Raw genomic sequence first — 22,193 nt, forward strand, 5'->3', positions numbered from 1 at the left:
GGGATCCTGCCATCCTTGCATCCGGCACCGCCCACCGCCACGGGACCGCTCCGACGAAGGACCACCGATGATCAGCTTCGACGACCGCCACGGCCCCGCGCACGCCGCCCCCGCCTCCGCGTATCCCGATCTCTCCGTGCCGGACTGGTACCGCGACGCGAAGCTGGGGATCTTCGTGCACTGGGGGCTGTACTCGGTGCCCGCCTGGGCGGACGTGCTGGACCGCAGCGACGTCACCGCCGAGACCGCCTATGCCCGCCACCAGTACGCCGAGTGGTACGCGAACACCGTGCGCCTGGAGGGCCCCACGAAGCGCCGCCACGAGGAGCTCTACGGCCTGGGCCGCACCTACGAGGACTTCGCCCAGGACTGGCGCCCCGCCCCGGGCGCCGCCGCGGGGATCGTGGACCTAGCCGTCCGCGCCGGCGCCCGCTACCTGGTCCCCACCACGAAGCACCACGACGGCTTCTGCCTCTGGGACAGCGCCACCACCACCTTCACCGCTCCCCGGCGCGGACCCGGCCGGGACCTGATCGCCGAGCTCGCCGCCGCGGTGCGCGCGGCGGGGCTGCGGCTGGGGCTCTACTTCTCCGGCGCCCATGACTGGCACGTCAGCGACTTCCCTCCGCTGACCTCGAACGAGGACCTCTTCGCGCTGCGCCGCAACGATCCGGCCTTCGCGGCCCACGCCGCCGCGCAGCTGCGCGAGCTCGTCGATGCCTTCGCGCCGGACCTGCTGTGGAACGACATCGACTGGCCGGATGCCGGCAAGCTCGACGGCCCCGACTCCCTCCAGCAGCTGTTCGCGGAGTACCTCGAGGCCGTCCCCGCCGGGATGGTCAACGACCGCTGGGGGATCCCCGTCCATGGGGTGCTCACCCGCGAGTACCAGGACATCGCCGCGGTGCAGGACGAGGTCTTCGAATCGACCCGTGGGCTGGGACTGTCCTTCGGGTACAACGCCGAGGAGTCCCAGGAGCACGCCCTGGACGGGGCGGCGCTGATCCGTCTGCTGGTGGACGTGGTCTCGAAGAACGGGAACCTGCTGCTGAACGTCGGCCCGCGGGCCGACGGGACGGTCCCCGACCTCCAATCCGCGGCACTGGAGCAGATGGGCGCGTGGCTGGACGACCACGGCGCGGCGATCCACGGCACCCGCCCCTGGTTCCACGAAGCGGTCCGGACCCCGCCGGAGGGCGTGCGCTTCACGTTCGGCCGCACGGCCGACGGGCAGGAGGTTCTCCACGCCCTGCTGCTCGACCCGGCAGCGGGGCCTGTGACCCTGGACCCGCAGGTCAGCGCCGCGGTGTGCGAGGTTGCGCGGGTGCCCGGCGAGGACGGGGCCCGGGCCGAGGGCGGCCTCACGCTGCGGCCGGAGGCCGCTCACGGTGCCGTGTCGGTGGTGACCCTCCCGCGGCGTTGACCGCGACGCTCCGCCTCATCCCAGCAGCAGCCGCATCCCCGTGCTCAGGGACAGCGCCGCGCCGAGGAAGCCCAGCACGATGACCAGGCGCTGGATGCCGTTCTCGGGCAGGCGCCGCTGGACCTTCTCGCCGAGCCCCACGGAGACCACCACCGCGGTGAGCATCGCCAGCCACACCCACCAGGGCAGGTGGGGCAGCTGGCCGTCGTCCCACGCCCACTTGGTCCCGAAGGACCCCAGGGAGACGAGGATCCACAGCGGCTGGAGGGTGGCGACCATGGGCAGCGCCGGCCACCGGGAGAGCACCGCGTAGACCGTCACGGCCGGCCCGCCCACGCCGCCCAGGACGGTGCCGAGCCCGGTCCCGATCCCGGTGACCACCTGTGCGGTGCGGCCGTCCACGGTCCGGTCCACGCGGGCCAGCAGGAGCGAGATCAGCAGGCTCAGCAGCACCAGCGATGCGACCACGAGGTACAGCGGGGCCGGGGGGGGGGAGATCGAGGAGAGCCAGGCGGCGCCCGGCATCACCGCGACCGCGGGCAGTCCCAGCCAGAGCACCGTCTTCCAGTCGATCCGGGACCAGACGCGGGGGAGGATCGCCAGCGGCACCAGCCCGCCCAGGAGGTTGGCGAGCATGATCCCCTCGTGGGCGCCGATCAAGACCACCGCGTAGGGCGCGAAGACGATGCCCAGGCCCATGCCCGCCACGCGCTGGATGATCGCGCAGGCCAGCACCAGACCGATCAGGGCCAGCTCGACGGTCAGGCTCATCGCGGGAACCGGCGGGGCGCGGCGGATCGGGGGAGGTCGTGCACGGGGTGTCGCTCGTTCCTGAGTTCGGGGCATCCCGACAGGCGGGACGGGGGAGAGGCCGTGGACGCTCTCCGATTCGTCCCACCGTAGGCTGGTGGGACAGGACTATCGAGGAGGATCTCGCATGACTGCTGTTCCCGCACTCTCCTTCCATGACGGCCGGACCGTCCCCCAGCTCGGCTACGGCGTGTGGCAGGTCGAGGACGAGGTCGCCGCGGACGTCGTCGTCCAGGCGCTCGAGGCCGGCTACCGGCACATCGACACCGCCGCCGGCTACCAGAACGAGGGCGGCGTGGGCCGCGCCGTGGCGTCCTCGGGCGTCCCGCGCGAAGAGGTCTTCGTGACCACCAAGCTCGCCAACGGCGACCAGGGCTTCGACTCCGCGAAGGCGGCGCTGCAGACCTCGCTGGACAAGCTCGGCCTGGACAGCGTCGACCTCTACCTCATCCACTGGGCGAGCCCGCAGCGCGGGACGTACCTGGAGTCGTGGAAGGCCCTCATCGAGCTGCAGAAGGAGGGGAAGGCGACGAGCATCGGCGTCTCGAACTTCCCGATCCCGCAGCTCGAGGAGATCATCGAGGCCACCGGCGTGGTGCCGGTGATGCACCAGATCGAGCTGCACCCCGAGTTCCAGCAGCACGAGCTGCGCGAGTTCCACGCCCGCCACGGCATCCTCACCGAGGCGTGGTCCCCGCTGGGCCAGGGCGGCGACATCCTGGAGCACCCGGTGATCACCGAGATCGCCGCCGCGCACGGGGTCGACGCCGGCCAGGTGATCATCGCCTGGCACCTGGCGATCGGCAACGTCGTCATCCCCAAGACCGTCACTCCCGCGCGGATCGTCTCGAACCTCGCCGCGGCGGAGCTCGAGCTGACCTCCGAGCAGGTCGAAGCGATCAACGGCCTGGACCGGGCCGACGGCCGGATCGGCGCGGATCCCGCCAACCCCGGGTTCTGACCACGGGGACGTGATCGCGATGGGCGCGGTCCGTCGATGATCGAGGGGGCAGGTGTCGGGGCGTTCGTGTAATTGCGCATACGCAATTACGTGAACGCCCCGACACCGGTCCCGGCACGCCCGCGGGATCTCGCTCGCGGGACCTCGCCCGTGGGACCTCGCCCACCGGACCTCGCCCGTGGGACGTCGCCCGCCGTCCCCCTCAGCCCGCGCCGAGCAGCGCGGCGATCCGGGGGTGGCCGGCGGTGTACCCCTCGAGCAGGGCGCGGCCCAGCTCCGGCGAGCTGACCAGCGGGTGTGTCGAGAATCCCTGCCAGGCGGCCTCGCGCGAGCCGGTCCGCGCGGCCTCGAGGATCGCCCGCTCGGAGGCGCGCAGACTGCTCATGAGCCCCAGCCGCCCCAGCTCCACCGGGGCCACCGGCAGGGGGTGCACGCCCGCACCGTCCACCCGGCACAGCACCTCGATCACGGCATCGGACGGCAGCTCGGGGACGATGCGACCGGCGGGCGGGGTCTCGCCGCCTGCGGGCGCATTGCCGACGTCGAGGATCATCCGCTCCTCGCGGCCGGTGGCGATCGCGGTCATCAGCCGCAGCGCCACCTCCTGGTAGCCGCCGCCGGCGATGTCCTCCTCGCGCCGCTCCTCGTCCCGCGACTCGGCCATGTAGGTCGCCTCGCGCTCGTGCAGCGTGGAGCGCCAGAGGTCCAGCGGCGAGGTGCAGCATCCGTCGGCCGATGCCCCGGCGGTGCCCGCTGCGAGGTAGAAGTCGCCCTGCTGCTTGGCGAGGAACTCCCCCCGGGTGGTGGCCGCGCCGGTGATGCGCTCGATCGCGGCGGTGGTGTGCAGGTAATAGAAGAGGTACTCGTTGGGCAGCGCGCCGTCGGCCCGCACCCAGTCCTTCCCGATCAGCCGCGCCTCCTCGATCTGCTCGAGGGCGGCGTCGTCGGCCAGCAGCCCGGGCAGGCGCTCGACCCCGTCGATCCGCACCGAGCGCAGCCAGCCCAGGTGGTTCAGGCCCACGTAGTCCACCTCCGCACCGCGCTCGCCGGCCACGAGGTCGACCCCCAGCAGGCGGCCCACGCGGCGCACCAGCCCGATCGGGGTGTCGCAGATGCCCACCACGCGATCGCCGAGCACGCCGCGCATCGCCTCGGTGACGATCCCGGCGGGGTTGGTGAAGTTGATGACCCAGGCGCGCGGGGCGAGCTCGGCGACGGCCGCGGCGATCTCGAGCGCGACGGGCAGGGTGCGCAGCGCGTAGGCGAGCCCGCCGGGGCCGATGGTCTCCTGCCCCAGCAGCCCCAGCCCGAGCGCCACCCGCTCGTCGACGGTGCGGGCCTCGGCGCCGCCCACCCGCACGGCGGAGAAGACGAAGTCCGCCCCGGTCACCGCCTCGCGCAGCGCGGTGGTGGACCGCACCCGCGGCAGGGAGGACGCGCGCCCCTCGGCCAGCAGCCGCTCGCCCAGCCCCTCGATGACGGCGGAGATGGTCCCGAGGCGTCCGGGATCGACGTCGTGCAGGGCGATCTCGTCGACCGTGAGGCCGGTGGCGGCGGTCGCGACCGCCTCGTACACGAGGGGGACGCGGAAGCCTCCGCCTCCCAGGATGGCGAGCTTCATGGCAGCAGGACCTCCACGTCCTCCCCGTCGGGGAGGGTGATCTCGAAGGGGTGGGGTGAGCGGTCGGTGATCAGGGCGGTGAACCGGCCCAGCGGGGCGATCTCGAGGAAACCCGTGCCGGGGAGCTTCTCGTGGTCGGCGAGCAGGTAGGAGGAGGTGGCGATGTCCAGCAGGCCGCGCTTGACGGGCACCTCGCTGGGGGTCGAGTCGAGCACCGCGCCGTCCGCCCGCACCCCCGAGCTGCCCAGGAAGGCCCGGTCCACGCGGAGCTGTGCGAGCGCGGACTCGGTGAGGGTGCCGACCATGGAGTCGTAGCTGGGGCGCAGCAGGCCGCCGAGGATCACGATGTCGACGGCGGGAGCGGCCGCCAGCGCACGCACCACGGCGAGGGAGGCGGTGACCACGGTGAGGGAGCGCTCCAGCAGCAGCGGGCACATCGCCGCGACAGTCGTGCCGATGTCGAGGGCGACCACCTCGCCGTCCTCGACCAGCGAGCAGGCGCGCGCGGCGATCGCCTGCTTCTCGGCGGTGGCGGTGCGGGCGACGTCGGCGAAAGAGCGCGGATCGGCCTCGGGGCGCACCGAGCCGTGCAGCGACGCGGCGCCGCCGCGCACGCGGCGCAGCGCGCCGGCCTCGGCGAGGATCTCGAGGTCGCGCCGGATCGTCGCCGTGGAGACGCCCAGGTCGGAGCTGAGCGCGGCGACCGTGACGGTGCCCCGTCGTCGGAGCGCCGTCGCGATCGCTCGATGGCGCTCCTCGCTCAGCATGGCGTCACCGTAGCACCGAGTGAGCATTTTCGCGCAGGACTGCGCAAAGCTGTGCAGGCCCGAACAACTCGTGCCATCATGGTGTGCCGGACCACATGGCCGGCATCGGAGGGCGCGACCGCGACGAGGCGGTGCCGCCGACCACCCCCAGGAGGACATCATGCGACGACGGAACTTCCTCGGCAGCACCGCTGCGCTCGGCGGTCTCGGCCTCCTGGCCGCCTGCGCCCCCGGCTCCGACGGCGGGGGCGGCGGGGACGAGGGCGCCGGCCCGTCGGCCGAGGAGGTCGACACCGACATCGCCGCCCTGGGCGAGATCACCCTGGTGGTCTGGGACCAGGAGGTGCGCGGCGCACAGAACGACGCCATCGAGGCGCTCATCGAGGCGTTCCGGGCCGAGTACCCCAATGTCACGATCGAGCGGAACTCGCAGTCCTTCGACGACCTCCAGCAGCAGACCGGCCTGGCCCTGTCCGGCAACGACGTCCCCGACGTCCTGCAGGTCAACAACGCCCGCGGCGACATGGGCGCCTTCGTGGCCGACGGCCTGCTCACCGACCTCACCGGCTACGCCGAGGCCTACGGCTGGACCGAGCGCTACGCCCCCAGCGTGCTGGGCAAGATGAGCTACTCCGCGGACGGCGTCACCTTCGGTGAGGGCTCCCTCTACGGCCTCGCCCAGACCGGCGAGGTCTGCGGCATCTACTACTCCCAGGCCAAGCTCGACGAGCTGGGCCTGGAGGCGCCGGCCACCTGGGACGACGTCTTCGCCCTGGTCGAGGCGGCGGCGACGGCCGGCGAGCAGCCGATCATGCTGGGCAACCTCGACCAGTGGCCCGCCCTGCACGTCTTCGGCCCCCTGCAGGCGCACTACGTGGACGCCGAGACCATCGTGACCCTGGGCATGGGCAACGCGGGCGCGGACTGGACCAGCGAGGAGAACGTCGCGGCGCTCACCCAGCTCGCCGAGTGGGGCAGCGGCGGGGCGCTGGGCGACTCCCCGAACGGCCTCGCCTACGACGACGCCTGGCCGCAGTTCACCGAGGGCACCGGCGTGCTGCTCATCGGCGGCTCCTGGCTGGGCCCGGACATGGAGGCCGTGATGGGTGAGGACCTGCGCTTCATGGCACCCCCGCCCGGGGCCGACGGGGCCGTCGCCACCACCGGCGGCACCGGCATCCCCTTCGCGATCCCCTCCGCCGCCGCGAACCCCGCCGCGGCCGCCGCCTTCATCGACTTCATCACCAGCGACGACGCGATGGCCATGATCGCCGAGAACGGTGGCATGCCGGTGAACCGCACCGCCGAGCTCGCCCCGGCCGGCGGCGTCAACAAGGACATCTACGAAGCCTTCGACGCCGTCTCCACCGAGGGCACCCTGCTGCCCTATCTCGACTACGCCACCCCGTCCTTCGCCGACACCGCCGGGGCCACCCTCCAGGAGGTCATCGGCGGCCAGGCCACGCCGGAGGAGGCCGCGCAGGCCCTGCAGGAGGACTACGGCGCGTTCACCGAGGGATCCTGAGGCGCATGGCTCCACGTCCCGCGACCCGCCGGAGGGGCCGCCCCTCCGCGGTGGCCCGCTCCGCCCTCACCCCGTACCTGTTCCTCCTCCCGGCCCTGCTGGTCTACGGCGCGTTCTCGCTGTACCCGCTGGTGCGGGCCGCCCAGTTCTCCCTCTTCGAGTGGAAGGGCTTCGGCTCCTCGACCTTCGTGGGGCTGCGCAACTATCTCGACCTGGTCGCGGACGAGGACTTCCGGGCGGCGATCGGCAACGCCCTGGTGCTGATCGCCTTCTACGCGGTGATCCCGCTGGCGATCGGGCTGGTGCTGGCGGCGATCCTGCGGCGCGGGCAGGTGCGGGGGATGGGCTTCTTCCGCACCGTGGTCTTCCTGCCGCAGGTCATCGCGCTGGTGGTGGTCGCGGTGGCGTGGCGGCAGATCTATGCGCCCACCGGTCTGCTCAACGACCTGCTGCGGGTGGTCGGTCTCGAGTCCCTCACGCGCGGCTGGCTGGGCGATCCGGGCACGGCCCTGGCGGCCGTCGGCTTCATCGGCACCTGGGTGGAGATGGGGCTGGTGATGCTGCTGATGCTCTCGGGCATGAGCCGTATCCCCGCGGAGCTGTTCGAGGCCGCGCGCCTGGACGGGGCCGGAGCGGTCCGCGAGTTCTTCGCGATCACTCTGCCCGCGGTCCGCGGCGAGATCAGCGTGGCCCTGGTGCTGACGATCATCGCGGCGCTGAAGACCTTCGACCTGGTCTACATGACCACCTCCGGCGGGCCCGGCAACACCACCACGGTGCCCAGCTTCGAGGTGTACTTCCGCGCCTTCGAGCTGCGCGAGGTGGGCAGCGCCTCCGCGGTCGCGATCGTGCTCACGCTGCTGATCTTCGCGATCAACGTGGGCGTGACCCGCATCGGGGAGCGTGAGGCATGAGGGTCTCCCGCGCCGAGACGACGATGAACTACGTCCTGCTGCTGGGCTTCGCCGCCTTCGCCCTCGCGCCCGTGATCACCATCCTGGTCACCGCCGTCTCCGCCCCGCTCGGGGAGAGCGGCGGGATCCACCTGGGCAACTTCGCGCGGGCCTGGACCATCGGCGGTTTCGGTCGGACGCTGGGGAACTCCGCGGTGGTCGCCGTGATCGTGGTGACGACGGCGACCGCGCTCTCGATCCTCGCCGGATACGCCTTCGGGACCATGCACTTCCGCGGCGCGACCGTGCTGTTCTACCTCTTCCTGCTGGGCATGATGATCCCCGCCGAGGCCACGATCATCCCGCTGTTCTTCGACCTGCGGACCCTGGGCCTGACCGACACCTATCTCGCGATCGCACTGCCGCAGGTGGCGCAGTCCATCGCCTTCGGCACCTTCTGGCTGCGGGCGCAGTTCCGCGCCCTGCCGGTGAGCCTGATCGAGGCCGCCGCCCTCGACGGCGCCGGTCCGCTGCGGGCCCTGGTGCAGATCCTCGTGCCCGCCTCCCGGCCCGCGATCGTGACGATGGTGGTGCTGGTGTTCATGTGGACCTGGAACGAGTTCCTCATCGCGCTGATCATGGCGCCCGGCGGCCGGCTGCGCACCGCCCCGTTGGGTCTGGCGAACTTCCAGGGCCAGTACACCGCGGAGACGGCGCTGCTCGCCGCGGGAGCGGTCATCGTCGCCCTGCCCACCGTGATCCTCTTCCTCCTGCTCCAACGCCACTTCATCCGCGGAATGCTCGAAGGAGTCGCCAAGTGATGACCGACCGACCCGACGCCCCCGTCTCCGCCGCCGACCCGCTCCCGCCGCCGGCCGTCCCGCCGCCGGCCGTCCCGCCGGCCGGCCGGGCCGGGGGAGGCTCCACCCCGGCCCCGCCGGAGGCCGCCGGGCGCCAGGACTGGGACCCCCTGGCCGCGCAGCGCACCCCCGAGGACCCGCCGCTGGACGTGCTGCTGTCCGGCACCGTCTTCTTCGACATCGTCTTCACCGGCATGGAGCGTCTGCCGCGGCCCGGCGAGGAGCTGTGGAGCAAGGGCATGGGCTCGAGCCCCGGCGGCATCGCGAACCTCGCCACAGCGGCCGCCCGCCTCGGGCTGCGCACTGGGCTCGTCGCCGGCTTCGGGGACGACGCCTACGGGGACTGGATGTGGCACACCATGGCGCACGAGGAGGGCATCGACCTGTCCGCCTCCCGCCGCTTCAGCGACTTCCACTCCGCGCTGACGGTCTCCATCGCCGCCGAGGGCGACCGGGCCATGGCCACCCACGGCCACGACCTGCCCGAGCCGCTGAGCGCCCTCATCGCCGCCGCCCCCGACGCACGCGCGGCCGTGGTGGACCTGGCGGGGGAGACCTCCTGGTGGGCGGAGCTCTCGCGCCGCGGCTCGCTGGTCTTCGCGGACATCGGCTTCGACGAGACCGGCCGCTGGGACACCGCGGACCTCGCCCCGCTCGCGCACTGCCACGCCTTCACCCCCAACGCCCTCGAGGCGATGGCCTACACCCGCACCGACAGCCCCGACCGGGCGGTGCGGGCGCTGGCCGAGAGGGTGCCGCTCGCCGTGGTCACCGACGGCGTCCACGGCTCCTACGCGGTGGACGGCTCGACCGGTGAGGAGGCGTACTGCCCGGCGGTGCCGGTCACCGCGATCGACACCACCGGCGCCGGGGACGTGTTCGCGGCCGCGATGGTGCTGGGCACCCTCGCGTCCTGGCCGCTCGAGGAGCGGCTGCGCTTCGCCTCGCTGTGCTCGGCGCTGGCCGTCCAGCAGTTCGGCGGCTCCCTCGCCGCTCCCGGCTGGGGCGACCTGGCCGACTGGTGGCGGTCCATGAGCGAGGCCGCCGACGGCGGTGACCTCCGCGCCGCCTACACCCGCCGCGGGTACCGCTTCCTCGACGACGTCGTCCCCGACCATCCCGTCCAGGGCCGCCGCCGCGCCCAGGGCACCTTCGCGCTGCGCTCCGACGCGGGAGTGCACTGAACCCGTCCCCACCGCACCGACGCCTGTCCACGACGCACCGCCGCGTCACCTCTCGAGAGAAGTCAGGAATCATGTCGCATCCCCATCCCCCCGCCCCTTCCCTCACTCGCCGCCGCCTGCTGCAGGGCTCCGCGGTGCTCGGCCTCGCCGCCGGTGCGACCGCCCTGGACCTGCCGGGCCTGCCGCCGATGGAGCGGGCGCTCGCCGACGGCACCGTCGATCTCGACATCCTCTACATCGGCGCGCACCCCGATGACGAGGCCTGGACCCTCGCGGCGCTGGGCCAGTGGAACGAGTTCGAGGGGCAGCGCGCCGGCGTCGTCACCCTCACCCGCGGGGAGGGCGGCGGCAACGCCGTCGGCCTCGAGGAGGGCCCGGCGCTGGGCCTGATCCGCGAGACCGAGGAGCGCACCGCCGTGGGTCTCGCCGGCATCGAGCACGTCTTCAACCTCGACGCGGTCGACTTCTTCTACACCCTCTCCGCCCCGCTGACCGACGAGGTGTGGGGTGGCCGGGCGGCCCTGAGCCGGGTGATCCGGGTGGTCCGCGCGACCCGGCCCGACGTCATCGTCACCATGAACCCCTCCGCCGTCGAGGGCAACCACGGCAACCATCAGCAGGCCGCGATGTACGCGGTCGAGGCCTACCTGCTGGCCGGACGGGAGGACGTCTTCCCCGAGCACTTCGAGGAGGGGCTGCGTCCCTTCGCCCCGCGACGGATCCTCCGCTCCGGTTCCACCGGCAGCGCCGGCACCGGGCCGGACGCCGTCGGTGCGGGCTACGAGCCCGAGGTGCCCAGCGACGTCGTCTTCGGCGCGTGGAACGGCACCGAGTCCGTGCGGCACGGCAAGCGCTGGAGCGCCGTGCGCGACGACTCCGTGCACGCGTACCGCACCCAGGGTTGGTTCGCGATCCCGCCCTCGCCCACCGAGCCGGAGCAGATCCCCGCCACCTGGTTCACGCTGATCGACTCCCGCACCCCGCTGGCCGACCCCACCAGCTCCGACACCGCGGCGCTCCAGGGCGCGACCCTGCCGATCGACGGAGGACTGCCGCTGGGGACCACCCTCGAGCTGCGCTCGGAGCGCTTCACCGCCCTGCCGGGAGAGGCGCTCGAGGTCACCGTCACGCTCGGCGCGCCCGGCCGCGCCCTGCCCGGCGCCGCGGTCGAGCTCGAGGTTCCCGAGGGATGGTCCGTCGGCGACGCGCAGGAGCTGGGCACCGTCCCGGCGCACCAGGAGCGCGAGGCGACCTTCTCGGTCACGCCCCCGGCGGAGACCGCCCCGGGCGAGCACCTGCTGCTGCGCGCCCGCGCCACCTCGAAGGGTGCGAACGGGGAGAACGTGCTCCCTGTGCGCACGGCCGGGCCGGTCGAGGCCGGGCTGGAGGACCGCCCCGAGATCGCGGCCTTCCTCGACTGGACCGCGGAGCTGGGCATGCAGCGACTCGACGCGCTGGTCCCCACCCGGTACACCCTCGGCTCCGGCCGCGCCGACACCGTGGAGCTCGTGGTGCGGAACCACTCCGCGGCCGTGCAGGACGCCGAGGTGGTGCTCGAGCTGCCCGAGGGCTTCACCGCCGAGCCGGCCGAGTTGCTGGTCGAGGGCGTCCCGGCGCAGGGCGAGAGGCGGGTGGAGGTGCGCCTGGAGAACACGGATTCCTCGCTGCCCACCGCCAACCGGGCGCCGGACGGCGGGGTGTACCCCGTGACGGTCGCCGCCACCGCCTCCGGCGTCACCGCGCCGGTCGAGCAGGGGATGCACCTGGTGCCGCGCCTGGTCGCCGCGCCCACCGAGGGCGTCGAGGTGGATGCCGTGCGCGGCAGCGGCGAGTTCCCCGGGGACGGGATCGACATCGGCACCCTGTGGGAGGGCGAGGCGGTCGAGCCGGCGGACGCCTCCGGTCGCACCTGGGTCACCTACGACGAGGAGAACCTCTACGTGTTCGTGCAGGTCGTCGACGACGTGCTGGGCGCGCTGCTGCCGCCGGAGGACAACAAGCAGCGGTTCCGCACGGATTCGATCGAGATCATGATCGATCCGCGCGGCACCTCGGACAACACCTCGACCACCTTCATCCTCGGCATCCTGCCGGGCACCGCGGTGGACGGCGGGATCGGCGGCCCGGCCGCCGGGCGCGACCACGACAACCGCCAGGGTACGATCGCGGACACCGCCCCCGGCGTGCAGGTCGCCGCGAAGGTCTCCGACCCGTACGAGGGCTACCTGGTCGAGACCCGCATCCCCATCGCGGAGCTGCCCGACGGCATCGACCCCACCTCGATGGGTTTCAACGTGGTCGTCTACGACTCCGACACCCAGGACCGGACCGGCCAGTCCCGGATCGGCTGGTCCACCTTCGGCGGCATCCAGGCGGACCCCTCCCGCTGGGGCGTGCTCGAGCTGCCGGACCTGACGCCCGCCGACCCCGCCCCGGTGGAGCCGCGGATCCCGGACACCGCCGCCCGCTCGGTGGAGTCCCCGGCCTCGATCCTGCAGGCGGACCAGGACGGCACCGGGCTCGGTGGCGCCGCCGTGCTCCCGGCCGGGGCGCTGCGCGTCGACCAGGTCACCGCCACCGACGGCGGCGTCTCCGCCCGGGTGCGCACCGACCGGACCGGCACCCTGCGGGCCTACCTCTGGGACGGGGCCGCGATCCTCGGCGCGCTCGACGCCCGGGAGACGGGCACCGGGAAGGACGAGGTGGAGGTGCCGATGACCGGCACCCCGGCCGACGGCGCGACCGTGCACCTGGTGCTCTCCGTCGAGAGCGAGGAGGGCACCGCGGCGGCGAGCGCCGTCGTGGCCTGAGGCGGTCGCGGCGGGCTCCGCGGGGCCGCCGTGCTCCACGCCGCGTGCGGGGGCGCGGGGACGGCGCCCCCGCCCCGCCCCTGCCTCACAGGCCCCGCGCGTGCCTCACGAAGGCATCGGCCACCGGATTGCGCCGGCGGAGGAGGCCGGAGTCGGACTCGACCAGGTCGAACAGGCCCATCGGCAGCTGGGACTCGGCGCGCGGACCGGTCGCGTGGCGGTAGGTCCACTCGTACATGTCGAACAGCGGCCACCAGGTGTAGGCGACGATCTGATGACCGGCCTCGCGCAGGGCATGGATCGCGGCGAGCGAGGCGTCCATCCAGGCGATGCGCTCCTCGACGGTGCCTTCGACGCAGGTCTCGGTGAGCGCGACGGGCGCGCCGTAGCGCTCCTCGTAGGTGACCAGGAGGTCCTCGAGGCCGGCGACGCCGTCGTTCTGCGTGGGGGCCGGATCGTGGAAGCCGCCCGTGTGGTGCTCGCCGTCGCGGAACAGTCGGGTGGAGTGCTGCGGGTAGTAGTTCACGCCCATCACGTCGGGCAGGGCGGGCTTCTCGACCAGCTCGGACAGCAGAGAGTCGGGCATGCCGTGACGCTGCAGGAACTCCAGCAGCGGGTGCCCGTCGCCGACCCGACCGGTGACCAGGTCCTCCACGATGTAGCGACGGTCCCGCAGATGGTCGACGAGCTCGCGATGCTCCCCCTCGAGGTCACCGGCGAGGCGGAGGCTGGCCTCGACGTGCACGAAGGTGGCGCGGCTCCCCAGGACCTCGGCGATGCCGTGCTGGGCACCCACGAACCCGGCGGTCAGCGCGGTGATCATCCGCACCAGCCCGTCGTCGCCGCTGAGGTAGGGCGGCCAGTAGGCGATCTCGCCGGAGAACTGGGCATGGATCATCGGCTCGTTGACGGGCGTGTAGTCGGTGACGCGGTCGGCGTAGCGCTCGGCGAAGGTCGTCGCGAACTCGGAGAAGCGGGAGGCGAAGTCCGGGTGGGCGAACTCCCCGTCCATCCACTGCGGCGTCCCGTAGTGGAGGAGGTCGATCACCGGCCGCACCCCGACCTCACCGAAACGGTCGATCGCCCGGTCGGTCCACTCCCAGTCCCATCGGCCGGGCTCCGGGCTGACGCGGTACCACGGCACTCCCCAGCGCAGCATGTCCGCCCCGACCTCCGCGACCTTGGCAAGGTCCTCGTCGACGTGGGTGTAGTGCTCGGTGAGCTCGTACTCGTCCAGCGCACGCTCCCCCGGGCGGGTCTGCGGGACGAAGGTGTCCTCGATGCCCAGGGCGTAGTGGAGAGTGCCGTCCTGATACCAGGTCATGGTGTCCTGTTCCGGCTCGCGAGACGAGCCTGTCGGGGTCTCGGGGCAGGGGCCGCCGATGGGATGGTGCGTGCGGGGGTGCACAGAGGGTGTGGCGAGTGGTGCGCGAGGCTCCCCGCGGTGCTCACTTCAAGCCGGACATCGCGACGCCCTCGATGAAGCGACGCTGGACCAGCAGGTACATGACCACCAGCGGGACGATCGCGAGCAGGGATCCGGCCATCACCACGCCGTAGGGCGCGGCGCCCGTCGCCGAGCCGGTCAACAGCGTGAGGCCGGCGGTGAGAGGCCGGTGCGCCGAATCGTTGGTCATGATCAGCGGCCACAGCAGGTCGTTCCAGTTGTTCACGAAGTGGAACAGCGCCATGGTCAGCAGGGCGGGTTTCGCGTTCGGCAGGATGATCGACCAGAACACCCGCAGCTCCCCGGCCCCGTCGATGCGGGCGGCAGAGTCCAGGTCCCGCGGCAGCGTGACGAAGAACTGGCGCAGCAGGAAGATCCCGGCGACATCGGCCGCGCGCGGCACCACCAGACCCCACAGGGTGTTGACCCAGCCCAGCGACGCCACCATCTGGTAGATCGGGATCAGCAGGGCCTGGAACGGGATCATCATGGTCGCGATGAGCACCGTCAGCACGAGGCCGTTGCCGCGGAAATCGATCCGGGCCAGGGCGTAGGCGGCCAGCGAGTTGAAGATCAGGGCGAGCACGGTGACCGCGGCGGCGAAGACGAAGGAGTTCCACATCTGCCGCCCGATGGGCAGGCGCTGCGCGAGGTCGGTGAAGTTCGCGAGGGTGAAGGAGTCGGGAAGCAGCCGCGGAGGCCAGTCATTGATCTGGGCCTCCGGCGTGAAGGCGGCGATCGCGACGACCAGCACCGGGAAAGCGGTCAGCGCGGAGATCGCCATCAGTCCCGCCAGGAGCAGCGCCTTGCGGGCGATCTGTGAGGGGGTGGTGGGTCGTCGGCGCGGAGTGAGAGCCGGAGAAGGGGCGACAGAGGCGGTGGGAGCAGTCATCAGATCAGGTCCTTCTCCTGGGCGGCGTTGATGCGCAGCTGCACGAGACCCAGGACGAGGGTGATCGCGAGCAGCACGTAGGAGAACGCGGAGGCGTAGCCCATCTCGAAGTCGCGGAAGCCGTCGGTGTAGATGCGGTAGACGATCGTCTCGGTGGCATGATCGGGGCCGCCCTGGGTGAGGATGTAGATCTGATCGAACGCCTGGAACGACCCGACCAGGGCGAAGATGATCACGAAGGTCATGGTGCTGCGCAGCCCGGGCAGGGTGACCGCGAAGAGCTTCCGCCAGGGGCCGGCGCCGTCGAGCGTGGCCGCCTCGTAGAGATGGCCCGGGATGCCCTGCAGCCCGGCCAGGAAGATCACCATGAAGTAGCCGAAGTTCTTCCACACGGCGATGCCGGTGACCACGGGCAGCGCCCAGCTCGAGGCGAAGAGATCGCCGCCGTGGATCCCGATCTTGCTCAGCCAGTAGGACACCAGCCCCAGATTCGGGTCCAGCAGGAAGTTCCAGGCGATCGAGGCGACGGCCATGGAGATCACGAACGGGAGGAAGATGATGGTCCGGAAGAATGACCGGAAGGGGATGTCCTGTCGGTTCAGCAGCAGCGCGCAGGCCAGACCGAAGATGATCACCCCCGGCCCGTACATCGCCGCGTAGGCGAGGGTGTTCAGGATCGCGCGGCGCGAGGAGCTGCTGGAGAACACCTCCACGTAGTTGTCCAGGCCCACCCAGGAGGACTGGCCGAAGCCGCTCGCGTCGGTGAAGGACAACCTCAGCGCCTCGAGGGCGGGGAAGAGGACGAAGACGACGATGACCAGCAGCGCCGGGGCCAGGAAGGCGAGGGCGCGCAGGGATCGTGCCCGTTCGTGGCGGGCGACGACGCCGCCGATCCGGCGGGGAGCCCGCGAACCGGGGCGAGCGGTGAGGGACATGCTCATGACTGGTGCCTTCTCTCGGAGAGGGGACGGTCGCGGAACGAGTCAGTCGTCCTCGTCGATCGCGTCCTCGAGCTGGAGCGCGGCATCGGACAGCAGGCCGGCGACGTCGCCCCCGCTGTCCTCCGTGATGTGCACGCTCAGGGTGGTCAGGACGGATTCGGCATCTGCGCCGCCGCGGGGCAGGCCGTCCAGCCGCACGGTCGCGTCCTTCGTGTACGAGGTCATGGCGGCGACATAGGGGTTCTCGGCCAGCTCGTCCTCGGTGATATCGGTGCGGTTCGGCGGGTAGTACGAGCCCAGCGCCCATCGGACCTGCGCGTCGTGGCTGTTGACGTGGCGCAGGAAGGCGAAGGCTCCCGCGCGGACCTCGTCGTCGGCCTGCGCGGTGAGCCACCAGTAGTTCGCGGCCGCCTGGGTCACGCTGCGCTGAGGGCCCGCGGGGACCTCGAAGACGCCGATCTCCAGGCCGACCGACTCGGCGACGGTGATCATCCACGGACCGAGGACGGTCATCGCCGCCTTGCCGTTCTTGAACAGGTCGACGGACTTGGGCAGGGTGATGTTGGTGGGACCCCAGCCGCGGCGGTACGCCTCGCGCCACCACTCCAGCGTCTCGACGTTCTGCGGGGAGTCGAGCACGACCGCGCCGTCGGCGTAGGCGTCGCCGCCGTTGGCCTCGAGCATGGTCGGAACGATCTGGGAGGTGTCGCGATCGGCCAGGCTCAATCCGTAGCGCTCGGGCCGTGCGGCGCCGGGGATCGTGAGCTCCTCGGCGAGAGCGATCCATTCCTCCCAGGTCCTCGGCGGCTCGGTGATGCCGGCCTCGTCGAAGGCGGCCACGGAGTACCAGCACGCGAAGGGGCCATAACCCATCGGGACGCCGTACTGCTGCCCGTCGATCCGCGTGTACGCGGTGACGTTCTCGAGATACGTGTCCGTCTCGTTGGCGGGATCGTCGTAGAAGTCCTGGACGGGGACGAAGGCCCCTTGGCGGGCGTAGCGCTCGCCGTCCGAGGGAGTCTGCACCACGAGATCCGGTCCGTTGCCGGCGGAGACGGCGGGCAGGATCTTGTCCGTGATGACGTTCCACGGACTCACTTCGACGGCGATGCGATAGGTGCTCTGGGAGGCATTGAACTCCTCGGCCAGCTCGCCGACGATCTGGCCATCGGCCTCGGTGAATCCGTGCCAGACGGTGACGGTGACAGGGCCGTCCTCGCGGGTGCAGCCGGCCAGTGGGGCGGCGGCCAGCGGTGCCAGGAGCGCTGCGGCGCCGAGAGTGCGCCGCGGGACGCGGGGACGGGCAGGCGGTGCGTTCACCACGGGTCCTCCTCGGGAACGGGGTAATACATCGATGTACTACTGCAGGTGGGGGTGAGGGCGGTGGGGGATGGGGTGGGGTGGATGCCTCGCGGAGCCGGTCAGCGGGGGAGCGGCGCGCCCTCCGGTGCGCAGTCCTCCTGCGCGCGGCGTGCCTGAGCCCGCAGGATCCGGTCGCGGTCGATGACGCCGACGCGCCGCGCCCACTGCTCGGAGACGGCGGCCAGGGCGGCCACGAGGTCCGGGTTCTCGGCGGCGAGATCGTGCAGTTCGGTGCGGTCCGCCTCGAGGTCGTACAGCTCCCAGGGGTGGGCGTGCTTGCGCACGAGCTTCCATCGTCCGGAGCGGACCGCTCTGTTGCCCTCGTGCTCCCACAGCAGCGGACCGTGCTCGGTGCTCTCCCCGCGCAGGAGGGGGAGCAGGCTGGTTCCCTCCGGCGGGGGCACGGCGTGCTCCTCGCGCTGGGCGGGGTACTCTGCGCCGGAGGCCTCCAGCAGCGTGGGAACGATGTCGACGAGCTGGGCCGGGACCCGGCACAGGTCTCCGGGCCGGCCCAGGCCGGCGGGCCAGTGCGCGATCAGCGGCGTCGAGATCCCGCCCTCGTGGACCCAGTGCTTGTACTCGCGGAACGGCGCGGCGGAGACGTTCGCCCATTCGCGGCCGTAGCTGGTGTAGGTGTCCTCGCCCCCGGGTTCGATCGCCGGGTTGTTGCCGAGCTGGATCTCCCGGCCGTCGCGGGTCGCGTTCGGCACGATGGGCTCGTTGCGGAAGCGCTCGTCCCCGCCGGGCGGCATCTCCTCCTCGCAGGCGCCGTTGTCGGAGAGGAACAGCAGCAGGGTGTTCTCGAGCCGGCCGGTGCGCTCCAGCTCCTCGACGATGCGCCCGATCGCGCGGTCCATCGCCTCGACCTGGGCGGCGTAGACCTCCATCCGCCGGGACTGCCAGCCGTGCTCGGCGGCGTCCTCCCAGGCCGGGACCGAGTCGTCCCGATCGCTGAGGTCCCAGCGGGGGTCGATGATCCCCTCGCGCCGGAGGTTCTCGTAGCGCCGCCGCCGGGTCGCGTCCCAGCCCTCGTCGTAGCGCCCCCGGCATCGCTCGATATCGGCCTCGGGGGCGTGCAGCGGCCAGTGCGGGGCGGTGAACGGGACGTAGAGGAACAGGGGGTCGTCCGGGCGCTGCCGGGCGTGCTCGGTGACGTACTCGGCGCCCGCCTCGCCGATCGCATCGGTGTAGTAGAAGTCGTCCGCGGCCGTCTCGGCCGCGGCGTCCTCCCCTTCGCGGTGGAGTGTGGCGGGCGTGAAGTAGGAGCCGGCACCGTCGATCGTCCCGTAGGCGCGTTCGAAGCCGCGCTCCAGGGGCCAGGAACCGGTGGGCGTCGTCATGCTGGCGCTGAGGTGCCATTTCCCGGCGAGGTATGTGCCGTAGCCGGTGTCCCGCAGCAGCTCGGCGATGGTGTGGCACTGCTCGGAGAGATCCCCGGCGTACCCGTCGGGGCGCTCGTCACCTGTCAGGATGCCGACGCCCACCTGGTGGGGGTGCAGGCCCGTGAGCAGGCTCGCCCGGGTCGGCGAACAGCGCGGCGAGTTGTAGAACTGGGTGCATCGCGTGCCGTCGCGCCCGAGCGCGTCGAGCACGGGCGTCCGCATCTCGCCTCCGTAGCAGCCGATGTCCGAGAAACCCATGTCATCGGCCAGGAGGATCACGATGTCCGGGCGGGACGGACGGGTTCCCTGCGTCATGGCGGCGCCTCCACTCCGGTAGTACATCGATGTATTACGGGACTGTAGAGGGGTGGTGCGCCAGCGTCAACCCCGGGGTCAGGACGGTCCCCGACCAGAGTGCTCACGGGGATCCGACCTCGACGAACCGGTACGATCCGAGCACCAGGAGGTGCAGATGGCAGTGACGATGGCCGATGTCGCCCGGCGCGCCGGCGTCTCGCCGAAGACGGTCTCGAACGTGCTGAACGACCGCTATCCGTACATCCGCCCTGCGACGCGCACGCGCGTCCTCGAGGCGGTGGAGGAGCTCGGCTACCGGCTCAACACCTCGGCGCGCGCGCTGCGCACCAACCGCACCGGAGTCATCGGGCTCGCCCTGCCCGAGCTGCGTGCGCCGTACTTCGCCGAGCTCGCGGACGAGGTGTTCCGCGCCGCGCGCGATGCCGGTCTGCGGGTCGTCGTCGAGCACGTGGAGCCTGCGCCCCATGTCGCCGTCGACCACATGGCCGGCGCGGGGGCGCAGGGCCTGGACGGCGCCCTGATCGCCCCGGCGAGCCGTGCGGACGTCGCGCTGGAGACGGCGCCGCCCGGCTTCCCGATCGTCGTCCTCGGTGACCGACGGCTCGAGGGGGACGTGGACCAGGTCTTCCTCGCGAATGCGCAGGGCGCACGGCTCGCCATGGAGCATCTGCTGGGGATCGGTCGTACCCGCATCGCCCTGCTCGGAGCCGATGTGCACGGCACGATCGGCAATGCGGCCGAGCGCACCGCGGCCTACCGTGCAGTGCTGGCTGAGCACGGCGTGCCGGTCGCGGATGACCTGCTCCTGTCCACGCAAGGCTGGACCGCGGCCGATGGGGCGGCGGCGCTGGAGGACGCGCTCGCGGAGGGGACGCGCTTCGACGGGCTCCTCGCTCTCAGCGATTCGCTCGCCCTCGGCGCGCTCTCGACGCTGCATCGTCGGCGCGTGGCCGTGCCCGATGAGGTGGCCGTGGTCGGCTTCGACGGGATCGACGACTCCCGGTTCGCGGTCCCGCCCCTGACCACCGTCGGCGTCGATCGACGCCGCACGGCGCGCGCCGCGGTCGAGCTGCTGCTGCGACGCCTCGACACGGGCGGCGCCGATGCTCCCCCGGCCGCGGTGGAGATCGAGACCGAGCTGATCGTCCGCGGCTCCACGTGTCCGGCGAGCTGACTCGCCGGCCGGTCCGCGGCCTCGATCACCTGCTCTGCGCCTCCGGCGCGGTCACCGCCTTCTCGAGCGCCGCGAGGGACTCCTCGATGAAGCTGGGCGGGAAGGGCGGCAGCCCGAACTCCTCCCGCAGCGGGACCGGCACCGCGCTCCAGTCGTAGGTGATGGTGACGCGGGTGCCCTCGCCGGCGGGGGCGAGGTCGTAGCGCCAGGTCCAGCCGCCGGTGCCGAGCTCGCCGTCGGGGCCGTACTGCCCGGGCTCCCAGGCGATCACGCGCTCGGGCTCGAAGGCGATGACCCGGTTGTGCATGTCGTAGCGGCCGCCGGCGTTCTCGTGGAACATCTCGATGCCGAACACCTGCCCCACGGCCGTCACGCGCGCCGGCTCGGCGTCCAGGGGGCCGCGCACCCAGTCCGTCGGCTCCGTCTCGTGGTGCCGTGACGGGTCCGTGAGCAGCGCGAACACGGCGTCCGGCGGGGCGGCGACGGTGCGGGTGACGACGTAGCGGGTCTCCTCGGTCCCGGCGCTCATGCCCGTGCCTCCGTCCCGTACAGTGCCGCGACCTCCTCGGAGCCCAGCCACTTCTCGTAGGTCGGCGACTGCGGCCAGCCTGCGGGGGAGTCCTGCCAGACCTCCTGGCGACCGTAGGGGAGGATGTCGACGAAGGGGAAGGTGTGGCTGAGCTGCTCGGTGCCGCGGCCGTTCGTGTGCCAGGTGCGGTAGGCCGTCTCTCCGTCGCGCAGGAAGACGTTCAGGGCGAAGCCGCCTCCGGGCGGGGCGCCGACGTCGGCCCCGAAGGCGGAGTCCGCGGTCGAGTACCAGTCCAGCTGGTTGCCGACCTTCTCGCGATAGGCGAGCGCCTCGTCGATCGGTCCCTGGGTGACGATCACGAAGCGGGCGTCGTACTTGCGCAGGAAGTCGGTGCGGGTGAATTGGGCGGTGTAGCCGGTGCAGCCGCCGCACTGCCATTCGGCGCCCGGGTGCCACATGTGGTGGTAGGTGATCAGCTGCGAGGCGCCGTCGAAGACGTCGATCAGGCGCACGGGGCCGTCCGCGCCCTGCAGCATGTAGTCGGGCAGCTCGACCATGGGCAGTCGCCGGCGCTGGGCGGCGATCGCGTCGAGCTCACGGGTGGCGGCCTTCTCCCGCACGCGCAGCGCGTCGAGCTCGCGCTGCCAGGTCTCGGGATCGGCGACGAGTGGGAGGGTGGAGGTGGTCATGACGTTCCTTCCGGGGGTGAGGCGGGTGCGGGGGCCCAGCGGGTGTAGGTGACGCCCGAGCTGAAGGCGCGCTGCTCGAGCAGGTGCAGCGGGGTGCGGTGGCCCTCCGGGAAGAGCCGGCGACCGCGCCCCTGGACGTACGGGTAGGTCCAGATCCGGTACTCGTCCACGAGGCCGGCGGCGATGAGGGTGTGGCACAGCGTGATGCTGCCGGTCAGGGAGATCTCCCGGCCCTCGGTGCCGGTCAGGGCGCGCACCGCCTCGACGGGATCGCCGGTCAGGATCGTGGAGTGCTGCCAGGCGGGGTCGGTCATGGTCGAGCTGACGACGTACTTCTCGAGCCGGTCCAGCTCCTCGCTGATGCCGGTGCGGTCGTCCTCCTGCAGCGGCCAGTAGCCGCGGAAGTCCTCGAAGGTCTGCCGCCCCACCAGCAGCGCGTCGCAGGCGGCGCTGTCGCGCTGGAGGATCTCGTGCTGGTCGGGCGGGGAGGCGGTGGGGTCGAACCAGTCGTCGAGCATCTCGATCGAGCCGTCCACCGTCATGTTCTGCGTGACCACCAGCGGTCGCATCGGCACTCCTCGAGCAGCTGGGCTATCGTGGATGTG

Annotated in this window: 19 protein-coding genes; 8 read left to right on the forward strand and 11 right to left on the reverse strand. The window is 72.1% G+C overall.

Going from position 1 to position 22,193, the window contains the following annotated elements; all coding sequences use genetic code 11:
* The first annotated feature begins 67 nt into the window (after positions 1-67).
* Positions 68-1,423, forward strand: a complete 1,356-nt coding sequence (locus CXH06_RS00155) for an alpha-L-fucosidase (protein WP_114853132.1) — start codon at positions 68-70, stop codon at positions 1,421-1,423.
* Between the two features lie 15 nt (positions 1,424-1,438).
* On the opposite strand, the gene CXH06_RS00160 is transcribed toward CXH06_RS00155, so the two are convergent.
* A complete protein-coding gene (locus tag CXH06_RS00160) occupies positions 1,439-2,194 on the reverse strand; it encodes a TSUP family transporter (protein WP_114853133.1) in 756 nt (251 codons plus the stop codon).
* A gap of 166 nt (positions 2,195-2,360) precedes the next feature.
* Here CXH06_RS00160 and CXH06_RS00165 point away from each other — a divergent pair, with 166 nt between their 5' ends.
* Positions 2,361-3,194: an aldo/keto reductase gene (locus CXH06_RS00165; protein ID WP_114853134.1), complete on the forward strand. Its 834-nt coding sequence runs from the start codon at positions 2,361-2,363 to the stop codon at positions 3,192-3,194.
* 202 nt (positions 3,195-3,396) lie between these two features.
* Here CXH06_RS00165 and CXH06_RS00170 read toward each other — a convergent pair whose 3' ends face one another.
* Together CXH06_RS00170 and CXH06_RS00175 are read right to left on the reverse strand one after the other, a co-directional pair.
* The gene (locus CXH06_RS00170; protein ID WP_114853135.1) at positions 3,397-4,815 is read right to left on the reverse strand and encodes a 6-phospho-beta-glucosidase; all 1,419 of its coding nucleotides are present in this window, start codon (positions 4,813-4,815) and stop codon (positions 3,397-3,399) included.
* Positions 4,812-5,582 (reverse strand): DeoR/GlpR family DNA-binding transcription regulator, encoded by a 771-nt coding sequence (locus tag CXH06_RS00175; protein ID WP_114853136.1) that lies wholly within the window; start codon positions 5,580-5,582, stop codon positions 4,812-4,814. The genes CXH06_RS00170 and CXH06_RS00175 overlap by 4 nt, the downstream gene beginning before the upstream one ends.
* A 160-nt stretch (positions 5,583-5,742) precedes the next feature.
* Here CXH06_RS00175 and CXH06_RS00180 point away from each other — a divergent pair, with 160 nt between their 5' ends.
* The 5 genes from CXH06_RS00180 to CXH06_RS00200 all read left to right on the forward strand — a co-directional run bounded on the left by CXH06_RS00180 (position 5,743) and on the right by CXH06_RS00200 (position 12,854).
* Positions 5,743-7,107, forward strand: a complete 1,365-nt coding sequence (locus CXH06_RS00180; protein WP_114853137.1) for an ABC transporter substrate-binding protein — start codon at positions 5,743-5,745, stop codon at positions 7,105-7,107.
* A gap of 5 nt (positions 7,108-7,112) precedes the next feature.
* Positions 7,113-8,021: a carbohydrate ABC transporter permease gene (locus CXH06_RS00185; RefSeq protein WP_114853138.1), complete on the forward strand. Its 909-nt coding sequence runs from the start codon at positions 7,113-7,115 to the stop codon at positions 8,019-8,021.
* On the forward strand, positions 8,018-8,821 hold the full coding sequence (locus CXH06_RS00190) for a carbohydrate ABC transporter permease (RefSeq protein WP_114853139.1): 804 nt from the start codon (positions 8,018-8,020) through the stop codon (positions 8,819-8,821). The genes CXH06_RS00185 and CXH06_RS00190 overlap by 4 nt, the downstream gene beginning before the upstream one ends.
* Complete coding sequence (locus CXH06_RS00195; RefSeq protein WP_232820132.1) at positions 8,821-10,044, forward strand: carbohydrate kinase family protein; 1,224 nt, start codon at positions 8,821-8,823, stop codon at positions 10,042-10,044. Before CXH06_RS00190 ends, CXH06_RS00195 begins: the two co-directional genes overlap by 1 nt.
* Before the next feature lie 71 nt (positions 10,045-10,115).
* Positions 10,116-12,854, forward strand: a complete 2,739-nt coding sequence (locus CXH06_RS00200; RefSeq protein ID WP_114853140.1) for a sugar-binding protein — start codon at positions 10,116-10,118, stop codon at positions 12,852-12,854.
* 85 nt (positions 12,855-12,939) lie between these two features.
* Here CXH06_RS00200 and CXH06_RS00205 read toward each other — a convergent pair whose 3' ends face one another.
* The 5 genes from CXH06_RS00205 to CXH06_RS00225 form a co-directional block, all read right to left on the reverse strand.
* Positions 12,940-14,178 carry a family 1 glycosylhydrolase gene (locus tag CXH06_RS00205; protein ID WP_114853141.1) on the reverse strand — a complete coding sequence of 413 codons (1,239 nt, stop codon included), beginning with the start codon at positions 14,176-14,178 and terminating at the stop codon, positions 12,940-12,942.
* Between the two features lie 124 nt (positions 14,179-14,302).
* Positions 14,303-15,193, reverse strand: a complete 891-nt coding sequence (locus CXH06_RS00210; protein WP_114853142.1) for a carbohydrate ABC transporter permease — start codon at positions 15,191-15,193, stop codon at positions 14,303-14,305.
* On the reverse strand, positions 15,193-16,134 hold the full coding sequence (locus CXH06_RS00215) for a carbohydrate ABC transporter permease (protein WP_114853143.1): 942 nt from the start codon (positions 16,132-16,134) through the stop codon (positions 15,193-15,195). The genes CXH06_RS00210 and CXH06_RS00215 overlap by 1 nt, the downstream gene beginning before the upstream one ends.
* Before the next feature lie 42 nt (positions 16,135-16,176).
* Positions 16,177-17,454 carry an ABC transporter substrate-binding protein gene (locus tag CXH06_RS00220; RefSeq protein ID WP_157975528.1) on the reverse strand — a complete coding sequence of 426 codons (1,278 nt, stop codon included), beginning with the start codon at positions 17,452-17,454 and terminating at the stop codon, positions 16,177-16,179.
* A gap of 101 nt (positions 17,455-17,555) precedes the next feature.
* Entirely contained in the window at positions 17,556-19,193 is a 1,638-nt protein-coding gene (locus CXH06_RS00225) for an arylsulfatase (RefSeq protein WP_114853145.1), read from the reverse strand.
* A gap of 157 nt (positions 19,194-19,350) precedes the next feature.
* Here CXH06_RS00225 and CXH06_RS00230 point away from each other — a divergent pair, with 157 nt between their 5' ends.
* Positions 19,351-20,370: a LacI family DNA-binding transcriptional regulator gene (locus CXH06_RS00230; protein WP_114853146.1), complete on the forward strand. Its 1,020-nt coding sequence runs from the start codon at positions 19,351-19,353 to the stop codon at positions 20,368-20,370.
* 25 nt (positions 20,371-20,395) lie between these two features.
* Here the strand turns inward: CXH06_RS00230 and CXH06_RS00235 are convergent, their stop codons facing one another.
* From CXH06_RS00235 to CXH06_RS00245, 3 genes are read right to left on the reverse strand one after another with little or no spacing between them, the layout of a single operon-like run.
* Entirely contained in the window at positions 20,396-20,899 is a 504-nt protein-coding gene (locus CXH06_RS00235) for an SRPBCC family protein (RefSeq protein ID WP_114853147.1), read from the reverse strand.
* Positions 20,896-21,588, reverse strand: coding sequence for a DUF899 family protein (locus CXH06_RS00240; RefSeq protein ID WP_114853148.1), 693 nt, complete (start codon positions 21,586-21,588; stop codon positions 20,896-20,898). Before CXH06_RS00240 ends, CXH06_RS00235 begins: the two co-directional genes overlap by 4 nt.
* Positions 21,585-22,157, reverse strand: coding sequence for a dihydrofolate reductase family protein (locus CXH06_RS00245; RefSeq protein WP_114853149.1), 573 nt, complete (start codon positions 22,155-22,157; stop codon positions 21,585-21,587). Before CXH06_RS00245 ends, CXH06_RS00240 begins: the two co-directional genes overlap by 4 nt.
* Between the last annotated feature and the right edge of the window lie 36 nt (positions 22,158-22,193).

It is taken from the genome of Brachybacterium sp. YJGR34, assembly GCF_003347015.1.
GTDB lineage: Bacteria > Actinomycetota > Actinomycetes > Actinomycetales > Dermabacteraceae > Brachybacterium.